A 26270-nucleotide genomic window follows, 5' to 3' on the forward strand; every position below is an offset into this window, starting at 1 on the left:
CCGGCGGTCAGGCTTGGCTTGGCTCAAGGTCGATATTCCAGGTGTTCCTCCCAAGCCCATGCCGGCCAATCGAGCGCAAGGCGCCTCCCCTGTGCAATCACCCCGAACTGCTCCCAAGCGCCTTCTGCAGCGAGATCGCATGCGCAAGTTTCGTCCCGCGGAACGGATCGAATGTTTGGGGCAGGGGGAAGGATCGACGCCCGGCGCCCGATATGACAAGCTCGCCTCGCTAGGAGCGCCGAGGATCTGCTGGATGCAAGAATGGGTCAACAAGCTACGGGACCTTTACGAGGGCGAGGGCGCCCACGCCCATCAGTTTCGCTATGGTCTGCTGTGCTTTGACATCGGGACCATCCTCTATGTCATAGCCACCTCCTTCACCTCTCATGGCGGGCTTGTTCCCGTCATCGACATCATTCTCGGGGTGCTCATCCTCGCCGATTTCTGCGCGCGGCTGGTGGTCAGTCAGCAGAAGTGGCGGTTTCTGGTGAACCCGATCACGCTGGCTGACCTGGTTGCGGTGGCATCCTTCCTGGTCTCGATTGCGGGGGGCGACGCAGGCTTCCTCCGGGTCCTGCGCACGCTGCGGCTTTTGCATGCCTATCAGCTGCTCGATCGCCTGAGAGCGGACCTCCCCTTCTTTCGCCAGAAGGAGCCGGTGCTGATCGCGGCCATCAACCTCGGCGTCTTCATCTTCGTCATGACCGGCCTCATCTACGCCACCCAGCACCGGTCCAATCCTGAAATCGACAACTATGTGGACGCACTTTATTTCACCGTGACCACTCTCACGACCACCGGCTACGGAGACATTCTTCTGGAGGGGACGTTCGGACGGCTGATCTCGGTCGGCGTGATGATCATCGGGGTGACGCTCTTCCTGCGTCTGGCCCAGGTGATCTTCAGGCCGCGAAAGGTTCGCCAGCCATGCCAGATCTGCGGCCTCATGCTGCATGATCCTGATGCGGTGCATTGCAAGCACTGCGGCACGACGATCAACATCGCCACGGAAGGCGTCTACTGAAAAGGGTCTAGCACTCGCCGGTCCCACGAGAAGCCTGACAGACGGCGGCGCATCATCCGCTCCGAACGGGCAAAGCGGGTTCCATCCAGTGTGGCAGGAAAATGCCGCCTGCTTGGATGAGTTGACGCGCGGCTCCTCGCCAGGCTGTTTCAGGAAGTGGCAACACCTGCAGGGCTAAATGCCCGTGCACGGCAGGCACGCCCGGTCCTGCCGCCACGCGTCCGCTCCGCATGGCGCGGCCGGCACTGAGTGGCTGCCCCGTGACGGTTCCGACGCGGATCTCTGGAAGCAGGAACACCCGAAGGCCGATTGACGACTGTGGGTCTCGGCTTTGGCCTCTGTCCGGGAATATCGGCACCTTAGTTCCAAGGTGTCCGCCATGATCACCGGGAGATCCCGACGGCGGGTGGCGGATCGACGAATGTAGGGGTTTCAATCTTCGCCTTCGCCTTCGCCTTCGCCTTCGCCTTTGGCTGTGGACGGGCCGGTGGTGGCTAGCTGGCGGTCGTTCCCTCTGAGGGAGCCGTTGCTTCGCGTCGGCGGCTAAGCCGCCCCGTCCCCTCCGACGGCTGTGGTGTCTTTCTGACGGCCCCTGCGCCACCGTCCTGCGCCTTTCTGCGACGAGATCCACGACCCTGCGAGGATCAGAGGGGCGGCCAGCAGGAAGGACCATCCGGTAAGCTCGTTGAAGAAGGCCAGTCCCGCGGCGGCGGCCCAGAGGATCGTGAGGTATTCGAAGGGGGCCAGCGCGGCGGCCTCGGCATGGCGGAAGGACAGCGTCATCAGGATATGCGCGGCCCCCCCGGCAAGGCCCGCGCCCACCAGCAGTGCCGCCTGCGCGGCGTCGGGCCGGACCCAGCCCAAGGGCAGCGTCGCTGCGCCCGCGAGGGCCGAGACAACGGCGAACCAGAAGGCGATGGCGCCGGGACGTTCATTGGCCAGGGTCAGGCGCCGGACCTGGATCAGCGCCCCGGCGGTCAGGGCGGCGGTCGTGAGGCCCAGCACGATCCCCGCCAGGGCGCCGGGATCAAGGCGGTCAGAGAAGGCGGGCAGGCAGAAGGCCGCGCCCCCGGCGAGGCCCAGAAGCAGCCCTGCCACCCTGCGCGGACCCAAAGCTTCGCCCAGAAGCGCCCAGCCCAGCAGGGCCAGCATTACCGGTGCCAGATAGGACAGCATGGCCGCCTCGGCCAGCGGAAGAAGGCGGATCGTCGCGAAGGAGGTGAACATCGCCACGGCCCCCAACAGGCAGCGCGCGACATGGCCAAAGGGTCGCCGCGTCGCCAGGCCGTGGGGAAAATCGCCGCTCCAGGCCAGGAAGATCACCAGCGGCAGCAGCGCCAGCGCCGAGCGGAAAAAGACCACCTGCCCCAGCGGGACAGTATCGCCCAGCCCCTTGATGCAGGCGCTCATCGCGGCAAAGGCCAGGGTCGATGCAATGCGCAACAGGATGCCCAGGCGCTCGGCCGTTATCGGCAGCGCGGCGCGGTCCCGCGCCAGCCTCATTCGGTCCGAAAGCGGATATGGGGGCGGGTCGAGCCCTGGGTCGGCACGACCTCGGCCTCGACCCGGAAGACGTCGCGCAGCAGGGCCTGGGTCAGCACCTCCTCGGGGGCGCCGCAGGCGACCACGGCGCCGGCGGTCAGGACCACGATCCGGTCGCAGAACATCGCGGCCAGGTTGAGGTCGTGCAGCGCCACGATGCTGGTCAGGTCCAGGTCGCGGACCATGCGCAGGATCTCGATCTGGTGATGGATGTCGAGGTGGTTGGTGGGCTCGTCCAGGAACATCACCCGCGGCGCCTGCGCCAGCGCGCGGGCGATATGGACTCGCTGGCGTTCGCCCCCCGACAGCGTCTGCCAGGGCTGGCCGCGGCGGCCGGTCATGTCCACCGAAGCCAGCGCGGACGTGACTGCGGCCTCGTCCGCGGCCGACCATCCGGACAGCGCCGAACGGTGCGGCGTGCGCCCCAGCCGCACCACGTCCCGGACCGAGACATTGGTATCCGTCGCGGCATTCTGCTGAACGAAGGCCAGTTGCCGCGCCAGCACGCGGCGGGGCACGGCGGCGATGTCCTGGCCGTTGATCTCGACCCGGCCCGACTGGGGCCGCTTCAGCCCCGACAGCAGCCGCAGCAGCGAGGACTTGCCCGACCCGTTCGGCCCGATCAGGCCCAGCGTCTCGCCCTGGCGCACGTCGAGCGAGACGCCGTCGACGATGGTCCGGCGGCGCACGCCCCAGACCAGGTTCCGGGCCAGCACGGTCATGTCTGCGGCCGCGAGCGATAGAGGATGAGGGCAAAGAAGGGCACGCCCACCAGCGCGGTGACGACCCCGATGGGCACCGTCTGCTGGGCGACCACCACGCGCGAGGCGATGTCGGCCAGCACCATGAAGACCGCCCCCACCGCCGCGCAGGCGGGCAGCAGGCGCAGGTGCATGGGGCCCACGACATGGCGCACCGCATGGGGCACGACCAGACCTACGAAGCCGATCGCCCCCACCATGCTGACGATGGTGGCCGTCATCATCGCCGTGACCCCGAACAGGATCAGCCGGATGCGGGCCACCGGCACGCCCAGGGCCGCGGCATCCTCGTCCCCGAAGGTGAAGGCGTCCAGCGTCCGCGCCATCCACAGGCAGATCGCCAGGCCCAGCACCACCACCGCGATCAGCAGCTGGAAGTCCGGCCAGCGCACGCCGCCGAAGCTGCCCAGCAGCCAGAACATCACGTCCCGCGCCTGCTGGGCATTGCCCGAGGTGGTGACGATATAGGAGGTCAGCGCGTTGAACAGCTGCGAGGCGACGACGCCCGCCAGGATCGTGTGGTTCGGCCCGCTGGTTGCCCCGTTCGACAGCACCGCAACCAGCGCGAAGGCCGCAAAGGCGCCCACGAAGGCCCCCACCGACAGCGACAGCGCGCCCGCACCGATGCCCAGCACGATCACGCAGACCGCCCCCGTCGAGGCCCCGGCCGAGACGCCTAGCACGAAGGGTTCGGCCAGGGGGTTGCGCAGCAGCGCCTGCAGGATCGCCCCGCAGATCGCCAGTCCGGCCCCGGCCAGCGCGGCGACCAGCGCCCGGCTGAGGCGCAGGTCCCAGACCACGCTTTGTTCGACCGGCGGGATCGGGGCACCGGTCAGCCCCAGGCTGTTGGTGATGGCCAGGACCACGTGCCCCAGCCCGATGTGATAGTCGCCGATCGCGGTCGCCAGCGCGACCGCGAGGGCGAGGGCCGCAAGGACCAGCGCCAGGAAGAGGACGAGCCACCCCGCCCCCGCTTCCTTGTCCGCCGCACCTGTCACGGCAGGTCGAGCGCCTTCAGCTGTTCGGCGACTTCCTCGGCGCCGTAAAGCGTCCGGATGCTGGGGTTCATGGCCGCGCCGCTCATGACGACGATGCGGCCGGACTTGACGGCCTCCATCTGGCTGACCGTCGGGTCCGTAGTCAGGTAGGCGATCTTGTTGTCCGCCCGGTCCAGGTCCCAGCGGTTGCGGTCCACCTGGGCCGCCACGAAGACGGTGGGGTCGGAGGCCATGATGCCTTCCCAGCCCAGCGTCGGCCATTCTGCATCCGTCTTGATCGCGTTCGAGCCGCCCAGGATGTCGGCGATGTAGCCCGAGGGACCGTTGCCGCCGCCCAGATAGGCGTCATCCGCCGGAGAGGGGCTGGAGAACCAGAAGAGGAAGGTCAGATCCTCGCGGTCGCCGAACTCGGCCCGCAGCGCCGCCTCGCGCGCCTTGAAGTCGTCGATCAGCGCCGCGCCCCGATCGGATACGTCAAAGATCTTCGCAAGCTCCTCGATCTCCTGGTAGAGGAGGTCCATCGTCCACAGGCTGTCGCGGCTGCCATAGGCGTCGGTCCCCTCCACCGCGGTCGAGCAGGCACTGGGCGAGATATAGGTCGGGATGCCCAGGCCTTCAAAGTCCGCGCGCTTGGCGACCTTGCTGTCGGGGCCCATCAGCGTCAGCAGCATGGCCGGCACGAAATCGGGCTGCTTGGACAGGATGGCCTCCAGGGTCGGAAACTCGACCGTCAGCACCTCGACCTGGCTGTTGGCAGCCTCCAGTTCCGGCAGCACCTCGTTGGGCCAGAAGGCGGTGGCCGCCATCCGGTCCTCCAGCCCCAGCAGGAACAGGATCTCGGCGCTGTTCTGCCCCAGGGCCACGGCGCGTTCGGGCGCCTTCTGGAAGGTGACCTGCTGGCCGCAATTCTCGACCGTCAGGGGATAGGTCGTCTGTTCGGCCTGCAGCGGGCTGCAGAGAGCGGCGGCGCAAAAACAGCTGAGCGCCCCGAGGCGTGTGTTCGACATGTTCGGGTCCATAATCCGACAAGGAAAGTCGGATTTGCCTAAGCCTGCGCCTGCCCAAGCGCAAGAGCGTTTCTGTCGGACATCGCCGGAACAACTGCCTGCGGGGCTTTTTCGCCGCTTGGGCGGGCCGGGCAGGGACCGGTCACTCCGCCGCGATCGCCCCGCGCAGGTCCAGAACGATCACAGGGTCCACCTTGCCGTCATAGGTCGCGTCGATCTGGTAGCGGCGCAGGACATAGCCCGCAGCCGTCAGGTCCCAGGTGCCCGACGCACCCGCATCGCCCAGTCCGCGCCATTTCTCGGTCGTGACGATACGACCGGTGATGTCGTCCACCGAGGCGTTGATCAGGGTCGGGGCGGTCCGGTAGCCGGTGATCTGGGTGCCTGCCCCGGGTTCGGCCAGAGGTTCGCCGCCGCTTTCGGACGTTTCCGGCATCCGGGTTACGGGCATCGCGAAAAACAGCGGGCGCAGCCCGTCGCTGTCGGTGTGGATCAGGAAGGTCTGCACCAGATTATAGGCCCCCGCATCGCAGGTGAATTCGAAGGTCGTGACCGGCTGATCCCCCTCGGGCCCCTGGACCGTGAACTGGCGCCTGGTCGGTGCGGGGCGGTCCTGGAGATAGGTCGGGCACTGCCCGTCGGTCTGAAGGGCCTCGAACAGGGCGACGGCCCGCGCCTCAAGGTCATCGGCCGCCGCGGCATGGGGCAGGACAAGGGTGAGGGCGAGAAGGAATGAAATCCGCATGATGTACCGCCCATTGTTGAGGTCGTTCGCCGGGCTGCGGACGCCACATGCTGTCTGCACCATGCCGGGAGGACAGGAAAGACGCCGCCAGGCGGGAACGACGCCGCAATTATCACAGCTTCATGATCATCATCTTGCGGAACGGAAGATCAGGAGGGCGCGGAACATAACGCCGCCGCTCTCTGTCCAGTTTATTGTCCAACGGGCGGTACATGGCCGGGAGCCTGGAAAAGGGCCGCTTGGCACGGTCCGGAACTGCCCCTATGGTCCAGAACCTTGCCCCTCGCCGATCCGGACCTTCAGGATGAGCCGTCTAACCTTCCCTCAGCAGATCGCGGGCATGGATGGCCTCACCCTTGCGCGGCGGCTGGTCGGGGCCAGCCTGCTGGTCAGGGGCTGCGGCGGCATGATCATCGAGACCGAGGCCTATGGCCCGGATGATCCCGCCTCTCACAGCTTTCGTGGGCCGACGCGGCGCAACGGGTCGATGTTCGGCCCCCAGGGCCATGCCTATGTCTATCGCTCCTATGGCATCCACCTGTGCCTGAACGTCGTCGCGCGCCCGGGAGAGGCGGTGCTGATCCGCGCGCTGACGCCGACAACAGGGGTGGAGACGATGCAGGCACGCCGCAACAGCGCGATGCTGTGCAACGGGCCGGGGCGGCTGACACAGGCCCTGGCCATTCTCCCCGAAGATGATGGAACAGCGTTCGACCGCCCGGATTTCAGCATCGAACTGGCGCCCCAGCAGACCGACCTGCTGGTCGGGCCGCGCATCGGCATCAGCAAGGCTCAGGACCTGCCCTGGCGCTTTGGCCTGGCCGGGGCCACGGGACTGAGCCGCCCGTTCCCCCGCTAGAAGGTCCGGGCGGCCGGTTTCGTCAATTGGCGGGAGCTTCGGTTTCCTCCGGGGGAAGAGGCTGGGTGCTGGGAACGGCGGGCGCGGCGTCAGCTTCCGCATCCGTAGCTTCTGCTTCAGTCTCCTTGACAGGCTCTGCTTCCGGCGCAGCGGCAGCATCCGGCACCGGGGCCTCTGCGGCAGGTGCGTCCTCGGGGGCGGGGGCGGCTGCGGGGATCTCTCCCGCAGCGGGGGCAGTGGCGGGCTCAGTCGGAGCCTGCGCGGCATCCTCAGCTGCGGGTTGCGGAGCGGCGGCTTCCTCGGCGGCGGCAGGTTCGGCCGGGGCCTCTCCTGCCTGCACGCGGTCCGTGCCCATAGGGCTGTCGGTCACCGAACCATCGGCAGGCGCGACGCGCCAGACCGTGTTGCCCGCATCATCGGCCACCAGCAGCGCGCCGGTGCCGTCGATCCCCAGCCCCACAGGGCGGCCGTGCACCTCGTCGCCGGCCAGAAAGCCGGTCACGACGTCCTGCGCCATCCCATCCGGCATGCCGTCCGTGAAGGGCACATAGGACACCTTGTAGCCGTTGAACGTGTCCCGGTTCCAGCTGCCGCGCTGGCCCACGAAGGCGCCGTTCGCATAGGGTTCGGGCATGGCCGAGCCTTCGGTGAAGACCAGGCCAAGCGCCGCGACATGGCTGGACAGCGCATAGTCGGGCGCGATCGCGGTCTCGACCAGATCGGGGCGCGCGGGGCGCACGCGTTCGTCCACGTGATCGCCGTAATAGCTGTAGGGCCAGCCGTAGAAGGCGCCGTCCTGTACCGAGGTCATATAGTCGGGCACCAGGTTCGGTCCCAGCTCGTCACGCTCGTTGATGACGGCCCAGAGCTGCTCGGTCTGGGGATGGAACACCAGCCCGTTGGGATTGCGCAGGCCGGAGGCGAAGATACGGGACGAACCCGTCTCTCGGTCGATCTGCCAGATGGCGGCGCGACCCTTTTCGGCCTCCATGCCGTTTTCGGCCGCGTTCGAGTTCGACCCGACCGAGGCATAGAGCATCGTCCCGTCGGGGCTGAGCGCCAGGTCCTTGGTCCAGTGATGGTTCAATGGTCCGCCGGGCAGGGGGGTGACCGTCTCGGGCTCGGCGGTGATCACGTTCTCGCCCAGGGCATAGGGATAGGCCAGCACCGCATCGGCGGCCGCGACATAGAGCGTGTCGTCGATCCAAGCCAAGCCAAAGGGAGAATGCAGGTCGGTCAGCAGGTCATGACGCTCGTCCACCACGCCATCGCGGTCGCTGTCGCGCAGCAGGGTGATGAGGTTGCTGTCCTTTTGCGGACCGCCGCCGCCCCCGCCAGAGGCAAAGAACATGATCCAGCCCCGGATGTAATCCTTGGGCCGGTATTTCGGCTTGCCCTTGGGGGCGCGGGACTGGACCACCAGCACGTCGCCATTGGGCAGGGTGTGCACCGTGCGCGGGTTGACCAGGTCGGTGGCATAGGCTGTGATGGTCAGATCATCGGGGACGGTCGGGGTCTGACCCTCGGACCAGCCGATGACTTCGCCCACCTTCATGCTGGGGATCAGGTTGACGAAATCGGGTTCGGGCAGCACGGGATCGGGACCGATCTGGCTGCTGATGTCGAAATCGCCCGCGTTGCCGTCCTGCGCGCCTGCTGCATGGGGCCAGGCCACGCTAAGCATCAGCAATGCGCCACCGGTCAGCAGCAGCGCCCGCTGCGAGGTAAGGTCATGGGTCATCATCAGGTTCGTCCCTTTCAGGCGCGGAGCAGAAGGCGATCATGCGTCGCACGGCGGTTCAGCAGGGCGGCGCCCAGCATCAGCAGGCAGGTCACGGCGGAAAGGCCGATTCCCCAGGGAACAACCCCCGTCCAGCCATCGCCCGCATGGATCAGGCTGTTGAAGAAGGCCGCGATCAGGACCAGCGCCTTCAGCAGGACCGCGCCCCAGACCGGACGGATGCGGTCGGTCGCAAAGCTGATGATCCAGAGCAGCGCCGCCAGCCCGCCCGCGATCAGGCCAAAAAACAGCAGCCAGGACGAAAAATCCTGCCACATGATCACCAATGTCTGCGTGTAAGCCCAGTCCGAGACCAGCGTCAGGGTGAAGAAGCCCGCCGCGAAATGGGTCAGGGTCATCACCCCCGGAAGGGGATGGTCGGCGATCCGAGCGCCGTAGGAGGAATGGATGGCCGCCATTGTTTTCCGCTCTCGTAAGGTCCCTATGCCTTCCGGAACGGCGGGGTAACGGAATTGTTCCCTTGGATGCCCAAAGGATCACCGGTGCTGCGGGCATCACCGGTCGGGAAAATCGGGAAAGGGCGGCTTGCCTCTAAGGGCAGGGAATGGCCCGGGCGCGGCGGCCCGGGCCGAAGGCGATCAGGCGCTGCCGGCGACGGAGGGGTGCGACAGCGCGGTGGCGATGCCGCGCAGTTCCGCCAGCCCCTTGAGGCGGCCGATGGCGGGATAGCCCGGCTGCGCGTGGCGGTTCAGGTCGTCCAGGATGTCCTGGCCATGGTCGGGGCGCATCGGGATCTGCCAATCGCTGCGACCCTCGGCCCGGCGGCGGCGTTCTTCGGCCATGATCGCGCCGATCATCGCGACCATGTCGGTGTTGCCTTCCAGATGCGCGGCCTCGTGGAACGAACCGCCCAAGGCACGATCCTCCAGCGCGACATTGCGCAGGTGCAGGAAATGGACGCGGTCGCCCAGGCGCTCCATCATCCCCGGCAGGTCGTTGTCGGCACGCGCACCCAGCGATCCGGTGCACAGCGTGATGCCGTTTGCGGGGATGTCCACCGCATCCATGACCGCCTTGTAATCCGCCTCGGCCGACATGATGCGCGGCAGACCCAGAAGCGGGAACGGCGGATCGTCCGGATGGCAGCAGAGCCGCATCCCCAGATCCTGCGCCAAGGGGCTGACCTCGGCCAGAAAGTCGACCAGATGCCCGCGCAGGCGGTCGGACGAGATCGCGTCATAGCGGGCCAGATGGGTCTTGACGTCCTCCATCGTCATCCGCTCGGCCGCGCCGGGCAGGCCGAAGACGACATTGCCGGCCAGCTGCTCCTTGCGCGCGTCGGACATGCCGGCGAACCGTTCGCGGGCGGCCTCGGTCACCGCGGCGTCGTAATCGTCCTCGACCCCCCGGCGGCCCAGCAGGAACAGGTCGAAGGCGGCAAAGTCGATCGCGTCATAGCGCATGCAGGTCGCGCCGTTCGGCAGGCGATAGGCCAGGTCGGTGCGCGTCCAGTCCAGGATCGGCATGAAATTGTAGCAGATGACCTCGATCCCCGCGTCGCGCAGGTGGCGCATCGAGGTCTTCCAGTTCTCGACATGCTGCTTCCAGTTGCCGCTCTGCCGCTTGATGTCCTCGGAGACGGGCAGGCTTTCTACCACCTCCCACTTCAGGCCCGAGGGTGCACCGTCCTTCATCACCGCCAGCTCGGCCTGGCGCTGCGCGATATCCTCGGGCGACCAGACCGCGCCGGTCGGCATGTGGTGCAGGGCGGTGACGACGCCCTCGACCCCCGCCTGCAGCATGTCGTCGATGGATACCAGGTCCTTGGGTCCGAACCAGCGCCAGGTCTGTCTCATAAGCTTGTCTTTCCGTCAGAGAGGCCGGCGCTCAGGCGCCGGCGAAGGAGAGTTGCACCTTGACCGACCGCGACCGGTCCAGGGCTGCGTGAAAGGCGTCCAGCGCCTGCGTCATCGGGTAGGTGGCGGTGATCATCGGGCGCGGGTCGATGGCGCCCGAACCGATCAGCGCGACCGCATCGGCAAATTCCACGTCAAAGCGCTGAGAGCCGATGAACTGGATTTCCTTGCCGACCATGACGTTCAGCGGCAGCGAGGTCGGGCCCGCCACGCCTACCTGCACCAGCGTCCCCAAGGGGCGCAGGCAGCTGACCGCATCGCCGATCGCGGGTGCGGCGGCCGAACATTCAAAGACCAGGTCGACCTTGCCCTTGCTTTCGCGCCATTGCGCCAGGCCCTGGGGGTCGGCCAGCGTGTTCACGGCGTGATCGGCCCCCATCTGCCGGGCCACGGCCAGGGTGGCGTCCTGGATGTCGGTCACGATGATCTGCGCCGCGCCGCGCTGGCGGGCCACCGCCACGCAGAGCGCGCCTATCGGGCCCGCGCCGGTGACCAGAACGGTCTTGCCCGCCAAGGGACCGGCGACCGCCTCGGCTCGGTTGGCCGCGTGCAGGCAGACCGCCAGCGGCTCGGCGCAGGCGGCGGCGCCGGGGGTGACGCCCTGGGGCAGCGCAAGACACTGGCCCGCGCCGATCACCATATTGTCGCGGAACATGCCCTGCTGGTGGGGCAGGTACATGGCCGACCCCTTGAACTTCATCGCGATGCAGTGGCGCGGCAGGTCCTGGCGGCAGAAGTCACATTCGCCGCAGGGATGCGAGGGGTTCATGGCGACCAGCTGGCCGATCTCCAGCCCCTCGACGCCGTCGCCCAGGGCCTCGACGCGGCCGGCGGCCTCGTGGCCCAGGATGATCGGCTCCTGCACCCGGATCGTGCCGATGCCGCCTTCGCGCCAGTAATGCAGGTCCGACCCGCAGATGCCGCCCGCCAGGACGGCGACCCGCACCTGTCCCGGACCAGGGTCTTCGGCGGGCCGGCTGTCCAGCCTCAGGTCATCCTGCGCGTGCAGGCAGACGACGCGGTTCTTGGTGTCTTGGGTCATTGGGGCCTCAGGGCATCAGCGTGTTGGGCAGCCAGGTCGACAGCTGCGGGATATAGCTGACCAGCAGCAGGACGATGATGTTGGTGATGATATAGGGGGTGATCGCGCGGATCACCGGCGACAGCGGCAGGCGGGCGATGTTCGAGGCGACGAACAGGCAGACCCCCACCGGCGGCGTGGTCAGCCCGATCATCAGGTTCAGCACCGCAAAGCAGGCAAAGTGCAGCGGGTCGATGCCCACCGCCACGGCCAGCGCCTGCAGCGGAACGAACAGGATGATCAGCGCGGCGATGGTTTCCATGAACATGCCGACGAACAGCAGCAGAAGGTTGATCAGCAGGATCACCAGGAACTTGTTGTCGGTGATCGACAGGACGCCGTCGGCCAGCATCTGGGGGATGCGCTCGGCCACCAGGATCCAGCCGAAGACATTGGCGGTGCCGACCAGGACCAGGATGCCCGCGGCGCTGATGGCGCTGTCGATGATGATCTTGGGGATGCGCCGCACCGGCAGCTCGCGATAGACGAAGAGGCCCACGGCGGCGGCATAAAGGCTGGCCACGACGGCGGTCTCGGTGGGCGTGGTGATGCCGATCAGCAGCCCGCCCACGATCAGGACGGTCATCGCGATGGCCCAGATGGCCCCGGTGAACGAGGACAGCAGTTCGCGCACGCCCTGCCAGGGCTCGCGCGGGAACTTCTGCTTGCGGGCGATGAAGTAGGTCGCGACCATCATCGCGCCGCCCAGCATCAGGCCCGGGACGGCGCCGGCCAGGAACAGCTTGCCCACCGACAGGCCCGACAGCGAGCCGACGATGATCATCGGTACGCTGGGCGGGATCATCGGCCCGACGGTGGACGACGCCGCCGTTACCGCCGCGGCGAAGGCGCCTGGATAGCCGACCTTCTTCATGCCGGGGATCATCATGCCGCCAACGGATGCGACGTCGGCCACGGCCGTGCCCGAGACGCCGCCGAACAGCATGGAGGCCGCGATGTTCGCCTGGGCCAGCCCGCCGCGCATCCAGCCGACCAGCGCATTGGCAAAGCGCACGATCCGCTCGGTGATGCCACCCGAGTTCATCAGGTTGCCCGCCAGGATGAAGCCGGGGATGCACAGCAGGACAAAGCTGTCCATGCCCGCATACATCTTCTGCGGGATGACGACCAAGGGGATGTCGGCAAAGATCAGGTAGGCCATCGAGGACAGGCCCAGGGTCACCGCCACAGGCAGGCCGATGACAAGGCCCAGCACGAAGGTGCCCAGAAGCAGGGTCAGACCCATCAGTTGTCCTCCGAGGTCGGAATGGGGCGGCCGTCATGCCGGCCGGTCAGCATCTCGGCCACGCGCATCAACGCCCAGAGCGCCAGGGTGACGAACAGCACGACCATCGCGGCATGGATGAAGTCCATCCGCCAGGTCAGCGCGGGCGCGGTCTGGCGGGCGCCGATCATGGTATAGTCCCAGGCCGCCGGCAGCAGCGCGATGGCAAAGCCCGCGGTGATGACCGCCGAGACCAGCCGAAGGATGCGGGGCAGGCGGCCGGGCAGGCTTTCGCAGACCAGGTCCACGTTGACCATGTAGCCGCTGCGCAGCGCCAGGCCCGCGCCAAGCGCGCCCATGAAGATCAGGCAAAAGCGCGTCAGCTCCTCGGTCCAGACCGGCGCGGTGCTGAGAAAGGTGCGCGAGAAGACCTGCAGCAGGACCGCCCCCATCAGCACCACGAAAGCTGCGAATACCAGAAGGCGACACAGCCCCTCCAGTCCCTTGAACGCCTTGAACATCGGTTCCTCCCGGTGGCCCTGCCCCGAAGGGCAGGACCGGACATGGTCACTGGGCAAAGATCTCTTCGGCCAGCGGGCGGATTTCCTCGGCGACGGCGCCGATCACGGCCTCGCGGGCGCCTTCGGCAAAGGCGGCCTGGTCGACGTCGTGGAAGGTCACGCCGCGGCCCTCCAGATCGGCCACCAGTGCCTCCTCATCGGCCAGGAACAGCTCGCGCTCATAGGTCTGGGTGCGCTCGGCCGCCTCCATCAGGGCTGCCTGGTCCGCCTCGGACAGACGGTCCCAGCTGCGCTCCGAGATGGCCAGGTAGATCCAGGACCGCACGTGCTCGGTCCGGTTCACGACCTTCTGCACCTCGTAGAAGCCGCCCGACTTGAACAGCGCCAGCGGGTTTTCCTGACCTTCGATCGTGCCGTTCTGCAGCGAGGTGAAGACCTCCGAGAAGGCCATCGGCGTGGGGTTCGCGCCCAGCGCCTGCCATGCGGCCACGAACAGCGGCACATTCGGCACGCGCAGCTTGAAGCCGTTCAAGTCGGCGGGGGTGGTGATCTCGCGGTTGGCCGACAGGTTGCGCGGGCCGCGGGCGAAATAGGTCAGCGGGCGGATGTCGGCCTTTTCGATGATCTCGGCCTCGATCTGGTCGCCGATCTCGCCCGAGGCGACCTCGTCCATGTGCTCCAGCGACTTGTAGGCATAGGGCAGCGCCAGCAGCGCGGCCTTGGGCGCCCAGTTCTGCAGGCTTTCGCCGGTGATGGTCATGTCGGCGGTGCCCAGCTGCATGCCGTTGATCAGGTCGATCTCCTTGCCCAGCGATTCGTTGGGATAGACCTCGACCGCGACGCGGCCCTCGGTCAGGGTCTCGACCTCTTCGGCGAACTTGACGGCGGCCTTGTGCCAGATGTTCTCCTCGTTCGCGAGGTGGCCCAGCTTCAGCGTGACCTCCTGCGCCAGGGCGGCGCTGCCCATCAGGGCCGCGACGGTGCAGGATGCAGCCAGCTTGGCGATCTTGGCAAATGTCATTCTATCCTCCTCCAGGATGTTTTGCGCCGGGCGGACCGGCGTCACAGAAAATACTCGGGGCGTTCCTGCCGGATGACCGGCAGATCGGACAGGATGCCCTTCAGGTGCAGCCGAATGGCGGCTTCGGCGGCATGCGCGTCCCCGGCGGCGATGCCGCGGACGACGGCGCCGTGCTGGGTGATCAGGCGCTCGACCGGAAAATGCAGGCTGGACAGGACCCGCACCCGGTCCATCTGCGCCTTCATCTCGACCAAAACGCGCCAGGCATTGCCCTTGTCGGCGCCTTCGGCCAGCGTCCGGTGAAAGGTCTCGTCGGCCTCGATGAAGTCGCGGGCCGAACCGCCGATCAGCGTCCGCTGATGCGCCAACTGCGCGTCCAGGTCGGCGATCAGCGCCGGGTCGGGCGCGGCTGCCAGCAGCTTGACGATGTCGGCCTCGACCGCCTCGCGGACAAAGCGCGCATCCATGACCTGGGGGATCGAGATCTTGGCCACGAAGGTCCCGCGCTGCGGGCGGATCTCCAGCAGGCTGTCGTTCGACAGCTTGATGAAGGCCTCGCGCACGGGCTGGCGGCTGACGCCGTAGCGGACGGCCATCTCCGCCTCGGACAGGCGGGTGCCGGGGACCAGGATGTTGTCGATGATCGCCGCGCGCAGTTCCGCACAAAGGCGGTCGGCCACGCTGACATGCACCGGCTGCAGATGAATCGGCTTTGTCATCACGTCCCCTCCTGATGACAGCCTATACCATACTACCATACACTTCAAGCCGCCGTTGTGGGACATGTTCGGCCCCACGTCACCGCGACATCATGAACAGGAACCGGAAAAGACACCGCGCGTTCGGCGCGACAGGGATCAGGAAGAAGATGAGCAAGCGCATCGCGATCGTCGGCACCGGACCGACCGGCATCTATACCTTTCAGCAGCTGATGGCTCTGGGAGAGCCGCTGTCGGTGACGCTGTTCGAAAAAGGCGATCGGGCCGGCATCGGGATGCCCTATTCCCCCGAGACCGCCAGCCGGTCGATGCTGGCCAATATCGCCAGCATCGAGATCCCGCCCGTCGTCATCCCCTATCTGGACTGGCTGGAGGAGCAGGCCCCGGCACGGCTGGCCTCCTATGGGCTGGACGCCGAGGATCTGGACGACCGGCAGTTCACGCCCCGGCTGCTGCTGGGCGAGTATTTCCGCGACCAGCTGCTGTCGCTGGTGGAACAGGCGCGAGGCGCGGGCCACCAGGTGGAGATCCGCGAGGCGACCGAGGTCCACGACATCATCGCGGCCGAGGCGGGCCTGATGCTGCCGACCTCGGCCGGAAACGACGCCGGCCCCTATGACCGGGTCGTCCTGGCCACAGGCCACGACTTTCCCGACGAGGACGAGGCGACGCGCAGCTATTTTCCCAGTCCCTGGTCCGGCCTCATCGACGCGCATATCCCCGCGGTGCGGGTGGGCATCATGGGCACCTCGCTCAGTTCGATCGACGCGGCGATGGCGGTGGTCAACCAGCACGGGCGCTTCCGCCGCAAGGAGGGAGAGCTGCGGTTCGACGGGGCGCCCGACGGCCTGCACATCACGCTGATGTCGCGGTCGGGCATCCTGCCCGAGGCGGATTTCTACTGCCCGATCCCCTACGAGCCGCTGGCCGTGATGACCGAGGCGGCGGTGGCAGCCTGCCTGTCCCAGCCCGAACCGCTGGATGCCCTTTTCGAGCTGGTGCGGGCCGAGATCATGCAGGCCGATCCCGCCTTTGCCCTGCGCATCGGTCTGGGCGGGCTGGATGCCGACAGCTTTGCCGACTCCTATTTCGCGGCGCGCGAGGCCGCCGATCAATTTCGCTGGGCGCGCGGGAACCTGGACGAGGTCGAGCGCAACAAGGCGCAGCGGATCACCGTTCCTTGGCGCTATGCGCTGCTGCGCATGCATGAAAAGGTCGAGGATATCGTGGCGGACCTGTCGGACGCGGACCGAGAGCGGCTGGACAAGGGTCTCAAGAAGGTCTTCGTGGACAACTATGCCGCTGTTCCCTCCGAATCCATCCGCCGCCTGCTGGCACTGCGCGACGCGGGCCTTCTGTCGGTGCTGGCCTTGGGCGAGGATTACGATCTGGACCGCCAGCAGACCCGGACGGTCATCCGGACGGGGCATGAGACCCATGTCTTCCCCGTCTTCATCGACGCGCGCGGCCAGAAGGCCCTGACCAGCAAGGACCTGCCCTTTCCCAGCCTGCGCGCCGCCCTGCTGGCGGCCGACCAGGAGATTCCCGAAGTCTCCGAGGATTACGGCCTGGTCGATGTGCCCGGCTATGCGGGGCGGCTGTCCCTGGGGTCGATCCCCTACCTGATGCACGACCGCCCCTTCGTGCAGGGGATCACCGCCTGCGCCGATATCGGCGCCGCCATCGCCAGTGGCGTCGCGACCCGCCGCCGCCGGCGGCTGGTATCCTGAGAACCGCGATGAAAAGGAACTGTCGATGCCGAAATTCGTGATCGCCTTGGGCGCCGCCCCGCATATGAAGCTGTCGCGGACGGGCACGGAATTCTCTGCCACGCTGGTGCCCATGTCCTTTGACAGCCATGACGGTGCCTATGCCTATGTGCTGGACCACACCGAACAGCCGCCGCTGCAGGGGGTCCGTGCCGAGATCGTCGAGGACATGTCGCTGGAGGAAGGCCGCCCCTAGTCCCCGCACTCCTGCGCGGCAAGGCGGGCGATGCGGGCGACGTCCCGGCTGAGGGTGCCCATGCGGTCCAGGTCCTGCAGCGCGATCCAGCAGGCATCCAGCGCATCGTCGGCGGCCTGCGGCTCTCCGCCCTGCCAGCGGCAGAGCACCGCCACCAGCACGAAATGACGCAGCAGGCGGCCATCCCCCGACCTCTCATGGACATCGACGGCGGTCAGGACCCGCTGCGCGACGGCGGCGACGCCGGTTTCCTCCTGCAATTCCCGCAAGGCGCCATCCAGCAGCGTTTCGCCCGCCTCCAGCTTGCCGCCCGGAAACCCCCACAGGCGCGCATCCGGCGGATTGGCGCGCTGCACCAGCAGCACCTGCCGGTCGCGGATCACCACGGCCAGGACGGCGCAGATCAGTGGGGGCGGGGCAGGTTCCATGCCGGCCACGCTAGCCCGCGCGCGGCCCCTGCGGCAAGGGATCGTCATGACCGGCGGCGATGCGCTAGGCTGGGGCGTCAGCCATCGAAAGGAGTGCCCATGCCCCGTTCCGACCTGCCGGATGACCCGGGCGCGCTGGACCGTTTCGTCCGCGCCCAAGAAGACAGCTTTCCCATCGCCCTGGAGGAACTGAAGCGGGGCCGCAAGCAGAGCCACTGGATGTGGTTCATCTTTCCGCAGCTGCGCGGCCTGGGACGCTCGCAGATGTCGCATCATTACGGCATCGCCGACCTGGACGAGGCGCGGCGCTATCTGGCCCATCCGGTGCTGGGGCCGCGGCTGGTCGCCGCCGCCGAGGCGGTTCTGGCCCATCGCGGCCAATCGGCCGAGGCGATCCTGGGTGGCATTGACGCGGACAAGCTGCGCTCATCGGCCACGCTTTTTGCGGCGGTGGACCGGAGGGATGGCGTCTTTGCCCAGCTGCTGGAGGCATTCTTTCAGGGCCAGCCCTGCGACGTCACACGGGCCCGGACGCGGTAAGCTTGGGCGATCCTGGCCAGGTTGGACATCGCCATCCGAAATGCCTAGCTGATCGAAAATAAGAAAATCGTTCCGTTTCATGATGTTGTCCGATCATGAGCAGAATTTGGCCCATTTTTCAGGAACATTGGCCGCATGTCGCTGTTCTTGGGGCCACCTTCACAGCAAAGGAGAACAGGATGAAACGCCATTTGACAGGATTGTTTGCAGCATCCTTGCTTTCGACGACGGCAGTGACGGCCATCGCCCAACAGACCGACGCACCGGCGGCCGATGCCGACATGGCCGAGGCCTGCCAGCAGCTTGATCAGATCGTCGCCGACAACAGCGATCGGTTCCAGCAGGTCTGGCTGGACGAAGCCGGCGCCGTGGCCGAGCGGGGCGAGGATATGGATTGCGCGCCCTATGTCCGTCAGGCCCAGGCGGTCGAGGCCCAGGGTGCCGATGCCCAGCAGATCGAAGGCCGCATCGTGGTCAGCCAGCCGCCCCCGAACGTCAACGTTCAGCAGCCGGCCCCCGAGGTGAACGTCTCGCAGCCCGAGCCGACCGTTTCGGTGACCCAGCCGCAGCCCGAGATCATCGTGCGCCAGGCGCCCCCCACCATCCGCATCGAGATGCCGGACCCGGTGGTGACCGTCGATCAGCCGCAGCCCGAGATCATCGTCCGCATGCCCGACCCCCAGGTCAACGTGCAGACGGCCGAGCCGCAGATCGAGGTGAACCAGGCAGAGCCCACGGTCAGCGTCGAGCAGGGTGAGCCGCAGGTCGACCTGGCCGTCCAGGACACGCCCGAGGGCGAGCAGGAAGCGCAGATCCAGGTGGATCAGCAGACGCCGCAGGTCCGCCTGCAGCAGAACCAGTCCGATCCGCAGGTCAATGTCGAGCAGGCCCAGCCCAAGGTGACCTATGAATCGGCCGAGCCGAAGGTCGAGTTCTCGGGTTCCAGCGAGCCCCAGGTGCAGTACACCGAAAGCGGAGAGGCGAACGTGTCCTTCGTCGAAGGTGGTGCCGAGGGCGAAGCCCAAGTTCAGCAGCAGGAAGGCGAGCAGCCCATGCCGGTGGAGGGCGAAGCCCAGGCCACCGCGCAGACCGACTGGCGCGGCGAGCGCCAGCCGCTGACCCCGCCGCAGATCGAACGCGAGGGCTATCAGCCTGCCGACCCGAGCACCATCTCGGTCGACACGCTGATGGGTGCGGACGTCTATAGCGAGACCGACGAGAACATCGGTTCGGTCGAGGACGTGATGCTGTCGAACGACGGCCAGGTCGAATTCTTCGTCATGGATGTCGGCGGCTTCCTGGGCATCGGCAGCCACACTGTTGCCCTGGGTCTTGACGAGGTCACGGTCATGCAGGCCGAAGGCGACGAGTTGCGCGTCTTTGTCAGCGCGACCCGCGAGCAACTGGAGCAGGCGCCCGAATACGAAGGGTAAGCCCGCCTCCTGAACCCATGAAGGGGCGCCCCCGCGGCGCCCCTTTTTCACATTGTCCGCTTCCCGGCCCCGCTCAATTTTCGCAGGAGGATCCCATGCAGACCTTTGCCCTTCCCCTTGCCGCAGCCCTGGTCGCCTTGGCAGGCCCTGCCTTGGCCCGCGACTGCCCTGCGGCTGTGCCCTTTGGCCCGGGCGACAGCCTGGCCCAGCTTTCGGCACGCTGCGGCGTACCGGCCGAGCGGATCCTGCGCGCCAATGATGTGGTCGACGAGGAGGCCCTGCGCCAGGCCGGCGCCGTGGCCGTTCCCTTGGCGGGCGACGAGCCCCCGGCTTCGGAACCCGAGGCTGCCGGGCTTCTGGACCGCGCGCAGGATCTGGCGCGGGACACCGCGCGCGAAGCGGGCGGCGTCGCAGCCGAGGCCGGCGAGGCGGTCTCGGGCTATCTGTCGCAGAACGACCCGGCCCGCGATCTGCTGGAACTGGGCAAATCCGCCGGCGTTCCCGGGATCGAGGCAGAGCCGCGTCGGGGTCCCGATCTGGCGGCGACGACCTTGGAGGGTGACCGCCTGCGGATCGCCGCCACAGGCCTGCCCGGCAACCGCAAGGTCCAGCTGTCACTGATCCACGACGGCCAGTCGATCCCGCTGACCGAAGCCACCACCGACGGCGACGGCGTGTTGATGTCCGAGGTCCGGATGCCCGATCTGTCGCCTGCGGGCGAGGCCAGCGTCGCGCTGGAAACGGCGGAGGGCAACCTGCGCATCACGTCGGACCCGCTGGATCTTCGCTGATCCCCCGGCCCTCATGCGGCGATGCGGCGCTTGCATGAGGTTGCGTCCAGCGATTAGCCTTGGAACATGATGACACCCGCGGGGCCCTTGCGGCTCGCGTCCTGACCCGGCCCCGCCCGTTTCTGCATCGCCTGCGGTTGCGGGCACCGCCCCACGAGGCTTCGCCATGTTCGATACCGCCGACGCCGTGCTGCTGGCCCGCATCCAGTTCGCCTTCACCGTCAGCTTCCATTTCCTGTTTCCCGCGTTCACCATCGGGCTGGCCAGCTTTCTGGCGGTCCTGAACGGGTTGTGGCTGTGGACGAAGGACCACCAGTACCTCGATCTCTTCCGCTACTGGGTCAAGATCTTCGCCTTGGCCTTTGCCATGGGCGTCGTGTCGGGCATCGTCATGTCCTATCAGTTCGGCACCAACTGGTCGGTCTTTTCCGATCGCGCGGGTCCGGTCATCGGCGCGCCCATGGCCTACGAGGTGCTGTCGGCCTTTTTCCTGGAGGCCGGCTTCCTGGGCATCATGCTGTTCGGCCGCGAACGCGTCGGCGCCACGCTGCACATGATCGCCTGCCTGGCCGTGGGGGTCGGCACTGCGATCTCGGCCTTCTGGATCCTCAGCGTGAACAGCTGGATGCACACGCCGGCAGGCTTCGAGATCGATCCCGACACCGGCCAGTTCCTGCCGACCGACTTCTGGCAGGTGATCTTCAACCCCTCCTTCCCCTACCGGCTGATGCACACGGTCACGGCGGCCTACCTGACCACGGCCTTCATCGTGGGCGGGGTGGCGGCGTTCCACCTGCTGCGCCACCGGCACCGTCCCGACCTGGTCAGCCCGGCCACGCGCACGATGTTCTCCATGGCCCTGTGGATGGCCACGATCTTTGCCCCGGTGCAGATCTTTTTGGGCGACCTGCACGGCCTGAACACCCTGGAGCATCAGCCCGCCAAGGTGATGGCGATGGAGGGCCATTTCGAAAGCCACCCCGAGGGCGCGCCGCTCTACCTCTTCGGGTTGCCCAACCAGGATGAGCAGCGGCTGGATTACGCGGTGGGCATCCCCAAGCTCAGTTCGCTGATCCTGAAGCACGACCTGAACGCGCCCCTGGACGGGCTGGACACCATCCCGCGCGAGGATCAGCCGCCCGTGGCCATCGTCTTCTGGTCGTTCCGCATCATGGTGATGATCGGCTTTGCGATGCTGGGGCTGGGCCTGTGGTCGCTGGTCGCGCGGGTGCGGCGCCGGCTTTATGACACGCCGTCCCTGCACCGCGCCGCGCTGATCATGGGGCCCTCCGGGCTGATCGCCGTTCTGGCCGGGTGGGTCACTACCGAGGTCGGCCGCCAACCCTTCACCGTCTATGGCTTCCTGCGCACGGCCGACAGCGCCGCGCCCCTGGCGGCGCCGGCGGTCGGGGCCTCGTTGATCGCCTTCATCGTCATCTATTTCGCGGTGTTCGGGGCGGGGACCTACTACATCCTGCGCCTGATGGGCCGCGCGCCTGAACCGGCCGAGGCGCGGTACAAGGATGTCACCGACAGCCCGATCCGCACGGCAGGCACCACCCCCGTCCAGCAGCACGCCGCCCGCAAGGGCCGCCCCGCCCAGCCCGGAGTCTGACCATGCCCATCGCCGACGGAGTTTCCTTCGACCTGACCGTGATCTGGGCCTTCGTGATCGCCTTCGCGGTGCTGGTCTATGTGGTGCTGGACGGCTTCGACCTGGGCTTGGGCATGCTGTTCGCGGTCGAGCCCGAGGGCCTGGACCGAGACGTGATGATGAACTCGGTCGCCCCGGTCTGGGACGGGAACGAGACCTGGCTGATCCTGGGCGGCGGCGGGCTGTTCGCGGCCTTTCCCCTGGCCTATGCGCTGATCCTGCCCGCGCTTTACGCGCCGGTCATCGCCATGCTGCTGGCGCTGATCTTCCGGGGCGTCGCCTTCGAGTTCCGCTGGCGCACGACGCGCTGGCGGCGGGTCTGGGACATCGCCTTCATCGGCGGTTCGGCCGTGGCGGCGCTGACGCAGGGGATCGCCCTGGGCGGGTTGCTGCAGGGCATCCAGATCGACAAGGCCGCCCGCAGCTATTCGGGCGGCTGGTGGGACTGGCTGACGCCCTTCACGCTGATGGTCGGGGTGGCCGTCATGGTCGGCTACATGCTGCTGGGGGCGACCTGGCTGGTGATGAGGACCAGTGGCGAGCTGCAGGCCAGGATGCGCAACCGGGCCTGGGTCCTGGGCCTGGCGACGATCGGCTTCATGGGCATCGTCAGCCTGTGGACGCCCTTCCTGCAGGACGGCTATTACAGCCGGTGGTTCGGGGGCCTGAACATCCTGCTGGCGGTGGGCGTGGCGGCGGCCGTGCTGGCGCTGGCCTTCGGCATGTTCCACACGCTGCGGGTCCGTCACCACGATTACTGGCCGTTCCTCTGCTCGCTTGGCATGTTCGTGCTGGGCTTTGCGGGGCTGGGCTATTCGATGTTCCCCTATATCGTCCCGGTCCAGATCACCATCTGGGAGGCCGCCGCCCCGCGGAACAGCCAGATCTTCATGCTGGTCGGCGCGGCCGTGCTGATCCCGATTATCCTGGCCTATACCGCGCTGTCCTATTGGGTGTTCCGCGGCAAGGTCGATCCCGACGCGGGCTATCACTGATGCAGGCGCTGCGCCGTCTGGCCTGGTTCGTGGCGCTGTGGCTGGCCAGCGTGGCCGTGGTCGGCACGGTGGCCCTGCTGATCCGATGGTGGATCGTCTAGCGGGTCAGCCCAGATAGGCGCGCAGGCCCGGCGGCGGGTTGTCCAGCAGCGGCCCTGTGGGGCGGGGCGGATGGACGCGCCCCTCCTCGACCAGCACGGTATCGGGGGCAAAACTGCGGGCATCGGCCGGATCATGCGTGACCATCAGCACCGTGGCTCCGGTGTCAGCGGCGATGCCCGACAGCAGCGCCAGCATCTCGGCCTTCAGCGCCGGGCCAAGCGCCGAGAAGGGTTCATCCAGCAGCAGCAGCGGCCGCGCGCGCAGCAGCACCCGCGCCAGCGCGACGCGGCTCTGCTGCCCGCCGGACAGGGCAGCGGGGCGGCGATCCTGCATTCCCCCCAGCCCGACCTGGTCCAGGACCTGTGCCACCCGTTCCTGTTGGATGCGGTTCAGCCGCAGGTCCGGCCGCAAGCCCATTCCTACATTTTGTATTACCGTCAGGTGCGGAAACAAGTTGTGGTGCTGGAACAGCATCGACACTGGCCGCTGTCCCGGGGCAAGATCGGTGATGTCGTCGCTGTCCCAGAACAGCCGGCCCCGGTCCGGCCTCAGGAACCCGCCCAGCAGCGACAGCAGCGTGGATTTGCCCGACCCGGAGGCCCCGATCACGGCATACCGCCCGCCCCGCGCCAGCGACAGATCCGCCTGCAGCTGGAAGCTGCCTTGGCGCAGCGCGATGTCCCGGAGTTCAAGCGTCAAGACGGCCCCCTTGGTCGAACAGCCAGAACAGGGCAAAGCTGAGGCCCATCAGCAGCACCGCCGCCGCCGCGGCATCGGCCATGCGATAGCTGTTCATCAACTGATAGAGCTTCAAGGGCAGGGTCGGCTGGTCGCTGGCAAACAGCGTGATCACGCCAAGATCGCCCATCGCCAGCGCCGCCGCCAACCCGGCGGCAAAGCCCAGGGGCCGCGCCAGCCGTGGCAGCGTCAGGTAGCGCAGTCGTGCCCAGCCCTGCAGGTCCAGTGCTGCGGCCAGGCGCCCGTAATCCTGCTGCAGGGCCTGCGCCGCCGGGATCAGCGCCCGCAATCCGAAAGGCAATGCCATCGCGGCATTGATTGCGACCGTCACCGGGAGGGCCATCTGCTGTGGGCTGACAGCCCCGCGCAGCAGGATGAACAGCCCGGTCCCCAGAACCAGGGGCGAGGCGATCAGCGGCAGCATCCCCACCGCCTCGACCCACTGTCCCGCACCGCGCGCGATGGCAAGCGCCAGGGCCAAGCAGGCGCCGACCGCCAGCAGGGCCGAGGAAACGGCCATGACCAGCGACCGCAGCGCCGCCTGCCAGACCTCGGCCGGCAGCGAGGGGATACGCGGCAGGCCGGTTCCCACGACCGCCATCATCGGCCACAGCAGGAACAGGGCAGCCAGCGTGATCACCAGGGCATCGGCGCCGCGCCGCCAACCGGCGGGAGCCGCCGGCCCCTCGCCCCCGTCCATCCCGGTGCCGAAGGCCTGCGGCACCACGATCCGGCGCGCGGCCAGCATGGCCCCCACGCACAGCCCGATCTGCAGCAGCCCCAGGGTCGCCGCCCGCCCCAGGTCGAAATCAAAGCGGAAGGCCTGATAGATGGCCAGTTCCACCGTGGTGGCGCGCGGCCCGCCCCCAAGCGCCAGCGCGACGGTGAAGGAGGTCAGGCAGACCAAAAACACCGCCAGCCAGGTTCCCGGCAGCACCGCCCGCAGCATCGGCCGTTCCAGATGCCGGGCGATGTCGCGGGGCGCAAAGCCAAGCGAGGCCGCCAACCGAAAGCGTTCGGAGGGGATCGCCTGCCAGCCCTGCAGGATCAGCCGCACCGACAGCGGCAGGTTGAAGAAGACATGCGCCAGGATCACGCCCTGCCAGCCATAGATGCCGATCTCGGGCAGGCCCAGGGCGCGCAGGCCCTCGTTCACGGCGCCATTGCGGCCGAAAACCGCGATCAGGCCCATGATCGCTACGATCACCGGCAGGATGAAGGGCGCGCCCAGCAGCGTGACCAGCAGGCCGCGCCCGCGAAAGCGCCGCCGCGCCAGTGCGCGGGCCACGGGCACCGCCAGCACCGCCGACAGCGTGGCCGACAGCGCCGCCTGCCAGAGCGTGAACCACAGCGCCCGCCAGTCCCATTCGGTCAGGCCGCCCAAGCCCCCGGCCAGCCAGGCCACCGCCGCCAGGGTGCCCAGGATCAGCGTCGCAAGGGCCGCGGCGACCAGATGGCCCAGGCTCAGCGGAAGGCCCGCTGCCATTCGTCCAGGGCGGGCTGGCGCAGGGCCTCGGCCTCGTCCTCGGAATAGAACAGGGTGGTGTCGGGGCGGGGCAGGTCGCGCATCACCTGCGGCCAGTCCGCCTGCGGCAGCTTGGCGGGAAGGGACCAGTTGGCCAGCGGGATGGCGGCCTGGAACTCGGGCGTCAGGATCCAGTCCATGAACTGCTGTGCCAGTTCGGGCTGGTCGGTCGAGGCGACCTGCGCCGCCAGCTCGGTCATGAAGTAATGCCCTTCGGGAAAGATCGCGGCCGTCTTGGTGTCATCATCCTCGGCCGCGATGTGATAGGCGGGCGAGGTCGTATAGGACAGCGCCATGTCGGCCTCGCCGCTGGTGAACATGCCATAGCTTTCCGACCAGCCGCGCGTGACGGTCAGGACCTTGGGCGCCAGCTTGGCCCAGGCCTCGGGCGCGTCGTCGCCATAGACCTTCTTGACCCACAACAGCAGCGCCAGCCCCGAGATCGAGCTGCGCGGGTCCTGGATCACGATCTTGAGGTCGTCGGGCGCCTCCAGCAGCTCGGCAAAGCTGGCGGGCGGGTTGTCCAGCCGGGTCTTGTCATAGACAAAGGCGGTCTCGCCCCAGTTGTAGGGCAGGAAGATGTCGTCGCTCCATTCGATGGGCAGCGACATGTCTGACGTGTCCTGCCCATGCGGCTTGAAGAGGCCGGATGCGCGTGCGCGCGCCGTCACGTCGGTGTTCAGGCCGAAGACGATGTCGGCCTGCGTGCCCTCACCCTCCATCAGCAGGCGGGGCAGGATGTCGCCGGTCACGAATTGCAGGTCGCAGTCGCAGAAGGCCTCGAAGCCTTCCTCGATCTTGGGGCCGGGGCCCCATTCACTGGCGATGTAATCCTCGGCATAGACGGTCAGGACGCGGTCCTGCGCCAGGGCAGGGCTGGCCAGCAGCAGGGCAGGGATCAGGACGTATTTCAAGGCGGCCTCCTTTCGTTCAGGGTTC

General features: G+C 67.6%; 27 protein-coding genes. 10 read left to right on the top strand and 17 right to left on the bottom strand.

The features are described from left to right. The first annotated feature begins 253 nt into the window (after nucleotides 1-253). Nucleotides 254-1024 (top strand): ion transporter, encoded by a 771-nt coding sequence (locus tag ACNR9W_RS00945; protein WP_419268691.1) that lies wholly within the window; start codon nucleotides 254-256, stop codon nucleotides 1022-1024. A gap of 543 nt (nucleotides 1025-1567) precedes the next feature. Here the strand turns inward: ACNR9W_RS00945 and ACNR9W_RS00950 are convergent. The 5 genes from ACNR9W_RS00950 to ACNR9W_RS00970 all read right to left on the bottom strand — a co-directional run bounded on the left by ACNR9W_RS00950 (nucleotide 1568) and on the right by ACNR9W_RS00970 (nucleotide 6077). Further along, nucleotides 1568-2527, bottom strand: a complete 960-nt coding sequence (locus ACNR9W_RS00950) for a DMT family transporter (RefSeq protein WP_419268692.1) — start codon at nucleotides 2525-2527, stop codon at nucleotides 1568-1570. Then, complete coding sequence (locus ACNR9W_RS00955) at nucleotides 2524-3288, bottom strand: ABC transporter ATP-binding protein (RefSeq protein ID WP_419268693.1); 765 nt, start codon at nucleotides 3286-3288, stop codon at nucleotides 2524-2526. The genes ACNR9W_RS00950 and ACNR9W_RS00955 overlap by 4 nt, the downstream gene beginning before the upstream one ends. Further along, a complete protein-coding gene (locus ACNR9W_RS00960) occupies nucleotides 3285-4325 on the bottom strand; it encodes a FecCD family ABC transporter permease (RefSeq protein WP_419268694.1) in 1041 nt (346 codons plus the stop codon). The genes ACNR9W_RS00955 and ACNR9W_RS00960 overlap by 4 nt, the downstream gene beginning before the upstream one ends. Further along, nucleotides 4322-5332 carry an ABC transporter substrate-binding protein gene (locus ACNR9W_RS00965; protein ID WP_419268695.1) on the bottom strand — a complete coding sequence of 337 codons (1011 nt, stop codon included), beginning with the start codon at nucleotides 5330-5332 and terminating at the stop codon, nucleotides 4322-4324. The genes ACNR9W_RS00960 and ACNR9W_RS00965 overlap by 4 nt, the downstream gene beginning before the upstream one ends. A gap of 142 nt (nucleotides 5333-5474) precedes the next feature. Beyond that, entirely contained in the window at nucleotides 5475-6077 is a 603-nt protein-coding gene (locus ACNR9W_RS00970; RefSeq protein WP_419268696.1) for a DUF1176 domain-containing protein, read from the bottom strand. 340 nt (nucleotides 6078-6417) lie between these two features. Between ACNR9W_RS00970 and ACNR9W_RS00975 the strand changes: the two genes are divergently transcribed. After that, nucleotides 6418-6936, top strand: a complete 519-nt coding sequence (locus tag ACNR9W_RS00975; RefSeq protein WP_419268847.1) for a DNA-3-methyladenine glycosylase — start codon at nucleotides 6418-6420, stop codon at nucleotides 6934-6936. Nucleotides 6937-6958: 22 nt separating this feature from the next. Here the strand turns inward: ACNR9W_RS00975 and ACNR9W_RS00980 are convergent, their stop codons facing one another. The 8 genes from ACNR9W_RS00980 to ACNR9W_RS01015 all read right to left on the bottom strand — a co-directional run bounded on the left by ACNR9W_RS00980 (nucleotide 6959) and on the right by ACNR9W_RS01015 (nucleotide 15160). Then, entirely contained in the window at nucleotides 6959-8680 is a 1722-nt protein-coding gene (locus ACNR9W_RS00980) for a PQQ-dependent sugar dehydrogenase (protein ID WP_458478569.1), read from the bottom strand. Nucleotides 8681-8694: 14 nt separating this feature from the next. Further along, a complete protein-coding gene (locus ACNR9W_RS00985; protein ID WP_458478570.1) occupies nucleotides 8695-9075 on the bottom strand; it encodes a DUF2231 domain-containing protein in 381 nt (126 codons plus the stop codon). A gap of 240 nt (nucleotides 9076-9315) precedes the next feature. Further along, complete coding sequence (gene uxuA, locus ACNR9W_RS00990) at nucleotides 9316-10533, bottom strand: mannonate dehydratase (protein ID WP_419268699.1); 1218 nt, start codon at nucleotides 10531-10533, stop codon at nucleotides 9316-9318. 31 nt (nucleotides 10534-10564) lie between these two features. Next, nucleotides 10565-11635: an L-idonate 5-dehydrogenase gene (locus ACNR9W_RS00995; RefSeq protein WP_419268700.1), complete on the bottom strand. Its 1071-nt coding sequence runs from the start codon at nucleotides 11633-11635 to the stop codon at nucleotides 10565-10567. A 7-nt stretch (nucleotides 11636-11642) separates the two neighbouring features. Beyond that, nucleotides 11643-12920 carry a TRAP transporter large permease gene (locus ACNR9W_RS01000; protein ID WP_419268701.1) on the bottom strand — a complete coding sequence of 426 codons (1278 nt, stop codon included), beginning with the start codon at nucleotides 12918-12920 and terminating at the stop codon, nucleotides 11643-11645. Continuing rightward, nucleotides 12920-13420 (bottom strand): TRAP transporter small permease, encoded by a 501-nt coding sequence (locus ACNR9W_RS01005; protein WP_419268703.1) that lies wholly within the window; start codon nucleotides 13418-13420, stop codon nucleotides 12920-12922. The genes ACNR9W_RS01000 and ACNR9W_RS01005 overlap by 1 nt, the downstream gene beginning before the upstream one ends. A 46-nt stretch (nucleotides 13421-13466) precedes the next feature. After that, nucleotides 13467-14441 (bottom strand): TRAP transporter substrate-binding protein, encoded by a 975-nt coding sequence (locus ACNR9W_RS01010; protein WP_419268705.1) that lies wholly within the window; start codon nucleotides 14439-14441, stop codon nucleotides 13467-13469. 41 nt (nucleotides 14442-14482) lie between these two features. After that, nucleotides 14483-15160 carry a GntR family transcriptional regulator gene (locus ACNR9W_RS01015; protein WP_419268706.1) on the bottom strand — a complete coding sequence of 226 codons (678 nt, stop codon included), beginning with the start codon at nucleotides 15158-15160 and terminating at the stop codon, nucleotides 14483-14485. Nucleotides 15161-15309: 149 nt separating this feature from the next. Here ACNR9W_RS01015 and ACNR9W_RS01020 point away from each other — a divergent pair, with 149 nt between their 5' ends. Further along, nucleotides 15310-16890, top strand: coding sequence for an FAD-NAD(P)-binding protein (locus tag ACNR9W_RS01020; RefSeq protein WP_419268708.1), 1581 nt, complete (start codon nucleotides 15310-15312; stop codon nucleotides 16888-16890). Between the two features lie 25 nt (nucleotides 16891-16915). Beyond that, nucleotides 16916-17125: a hypothetical protein gene (locus ACNR9W_RS01025; protein WP_419268709.1), complete on the top strand. Its 210-nt coding sequence runs from the start codon at nucleotides 16916-16918 to the stop codon at nucleotides 17123-17125. Here the strand turns inward: ACNR9W_RS01025 and ACNR9W_RS01030 are convergent. After that, nucleotides 17122-17553, bottom strand: a complete 432-nt coding sequence (locus ACNR9W_RS01030; protein ID WP_419268710.1) for an NUDIX hydrolase — start codon at nucleotides 17551-17553, stop codon at nucleotides 17122-17124. The two genes, ACNR9W_RS01025 and ACNR9W_RS01030, sit on opposite strands and share 4 nt — an antisense overlap. A 99-nt stretch (nucleotides 17554-17652) precedes the next feature. Here ACNR9W_RS01030 and ACNR9W_RS01035 point away from each other — a divergent pair, with 99 nt between their 5' ends. The 6 genes from ACNR9W_RS01035 (at nucleotide 17653) to ACNR9W_RS01060 (ending at nucleotide 23067) form a co-directional block, all read left to right on the top strand. Further along, a complete protein-coding gene (locus ACNR9W_RS01035) occupies nucleotides 17653-18093 on the top strand; it encodes a DUF1810 domain-containing protein (protein WP_419268711.1) in 441 nt (146 codons plus the stop codon). A 179-nt stretch (nucleotides 18094-18272) separates the two neighbouring features. After that, on the top strand, nucleotides 18273-19526 hold the full coding sequence (locus ACNR9W_RS01040; protein WP_419268712.1) for a PRC-barrel domain-containing protein: 1254 nt from the start codon (nucleotides 18273-18275) through the stop codon (nucleotides 19524-19526). A gap of 95 nt (nucleotides 19527-19621) precedes the next feature. Further along, nucleotides 19622-20317, top strand: a complete 696-nt coding sequence (locus ACNR9W_RS01045) for a LysM peptidoglycan-binding domain-containing protein (protein ID WP_419268713.1) — start codon at nucleotides 19622-19624, stop codon at nucleotides 20315-20317. Between the two features lie 166 nt (nucleotides 20318-20483). After that, complete coding sequence (locus tag ACNR9W_RS01050; RefSeq protein WP_419268715.1) at nucleotides 20484-21932, top strand: cytochrome ubiquinol oxidase subunit I; 1449 nt, start codon at nucleotides 20484-20486, stop codon at nucleotides 21930-21932. A gap of 2 nt (nucleotides 21933-21934) precedes the next feature. Next, nucleotides 21935-22966 carry a cytochrome d ubiquinol oxidase subunit II gene (gene cydB / locus ACNR9W_RS01055; protein ID WP_419268716.1) on the top strand — a complete coding sequence of 344 codons (1032 nt, stop codon included), beginning with the start codon at nucleotides 21935-21937 and terminating at the stop codon, nucleotides 22964-22966. Continuing rightward, nucleotides 22966-23067: a DUF2474 domain-containing protein gene (locus ACNR9W_RS01060; protein ID WP_419268717.1), complete on the top strand. Its 102-nt coding sequence runs from the start codon at nucleotides 22966-22968 to the stop codon at nucleotides 23065-23067. Before cydB ends, ACNR9W_RS01060 begins: the two co-directional genes overlap by 1 nt. A gap of 4 nt (nucleotides 23068-23071) precedes the next feature. Here ACNR9W_RS01060 and thiQ read toward each other — a convergent pair whose 3' ends face one another. From thiQ to ACNR9W_RS01075, 3 genes are read right to left on the bottom strand one after another with little or no spacing between them, the layout of a single operon-like run. Further along, nucleotides 23072-23767, bottom strand: coding sequence for a thiamine ABC transporter ATP-binding protein (thiQ, locus tag ACNR9W_RS01065; RefSeq protein ID WP_419268718.1), 696 nt, complete (start codon nucleotides 23765-23767; stop codon nucleotides 23072-23074). Further along, nucleotides 23757-25292, bottom strand: a complete 1536-nt coding sequence (locus ACNR9W_RS01070) for an ABC transporter permease family protein (protein WP_419268719.1) — start codon at nucleotides 25290-25292, stop codon at nucleotides 23757-23759. The genes thiQ and ACNR9W_RS01070 overlap by 11 nt, the downstream gene beginning before the upstream one ends. Further along, nucleotides 25271-26245: a thiamine ABC transporter substrate-binding protein gene (locus ACNR9W_RS01075; RefSeq protein ID WP_419268720.1), complete on the bottom strand. Its 975-nt coding sequence runs from the start codon at nucleotides 26243-26245 to the stop codon at nucleotides 25271-25273. The genes ACNR9W_RS01070 and ACNR9W_RS01075 overlap by 22 nt, the downstream gene beginning before the upstream one ends. Nucleotides 26246-26270 lie beyond the last annotated feature (25 nt).

It is taken from the genome of Paracoccus sp. T5 (genome assembly GCF_048538155.2).
Taxonomy (GTDB): Bacteria; Pseudomonadota; Alphaproteobacteria; order Rhodobacterales; family Rhodobacteraceae; genus Paracoccus.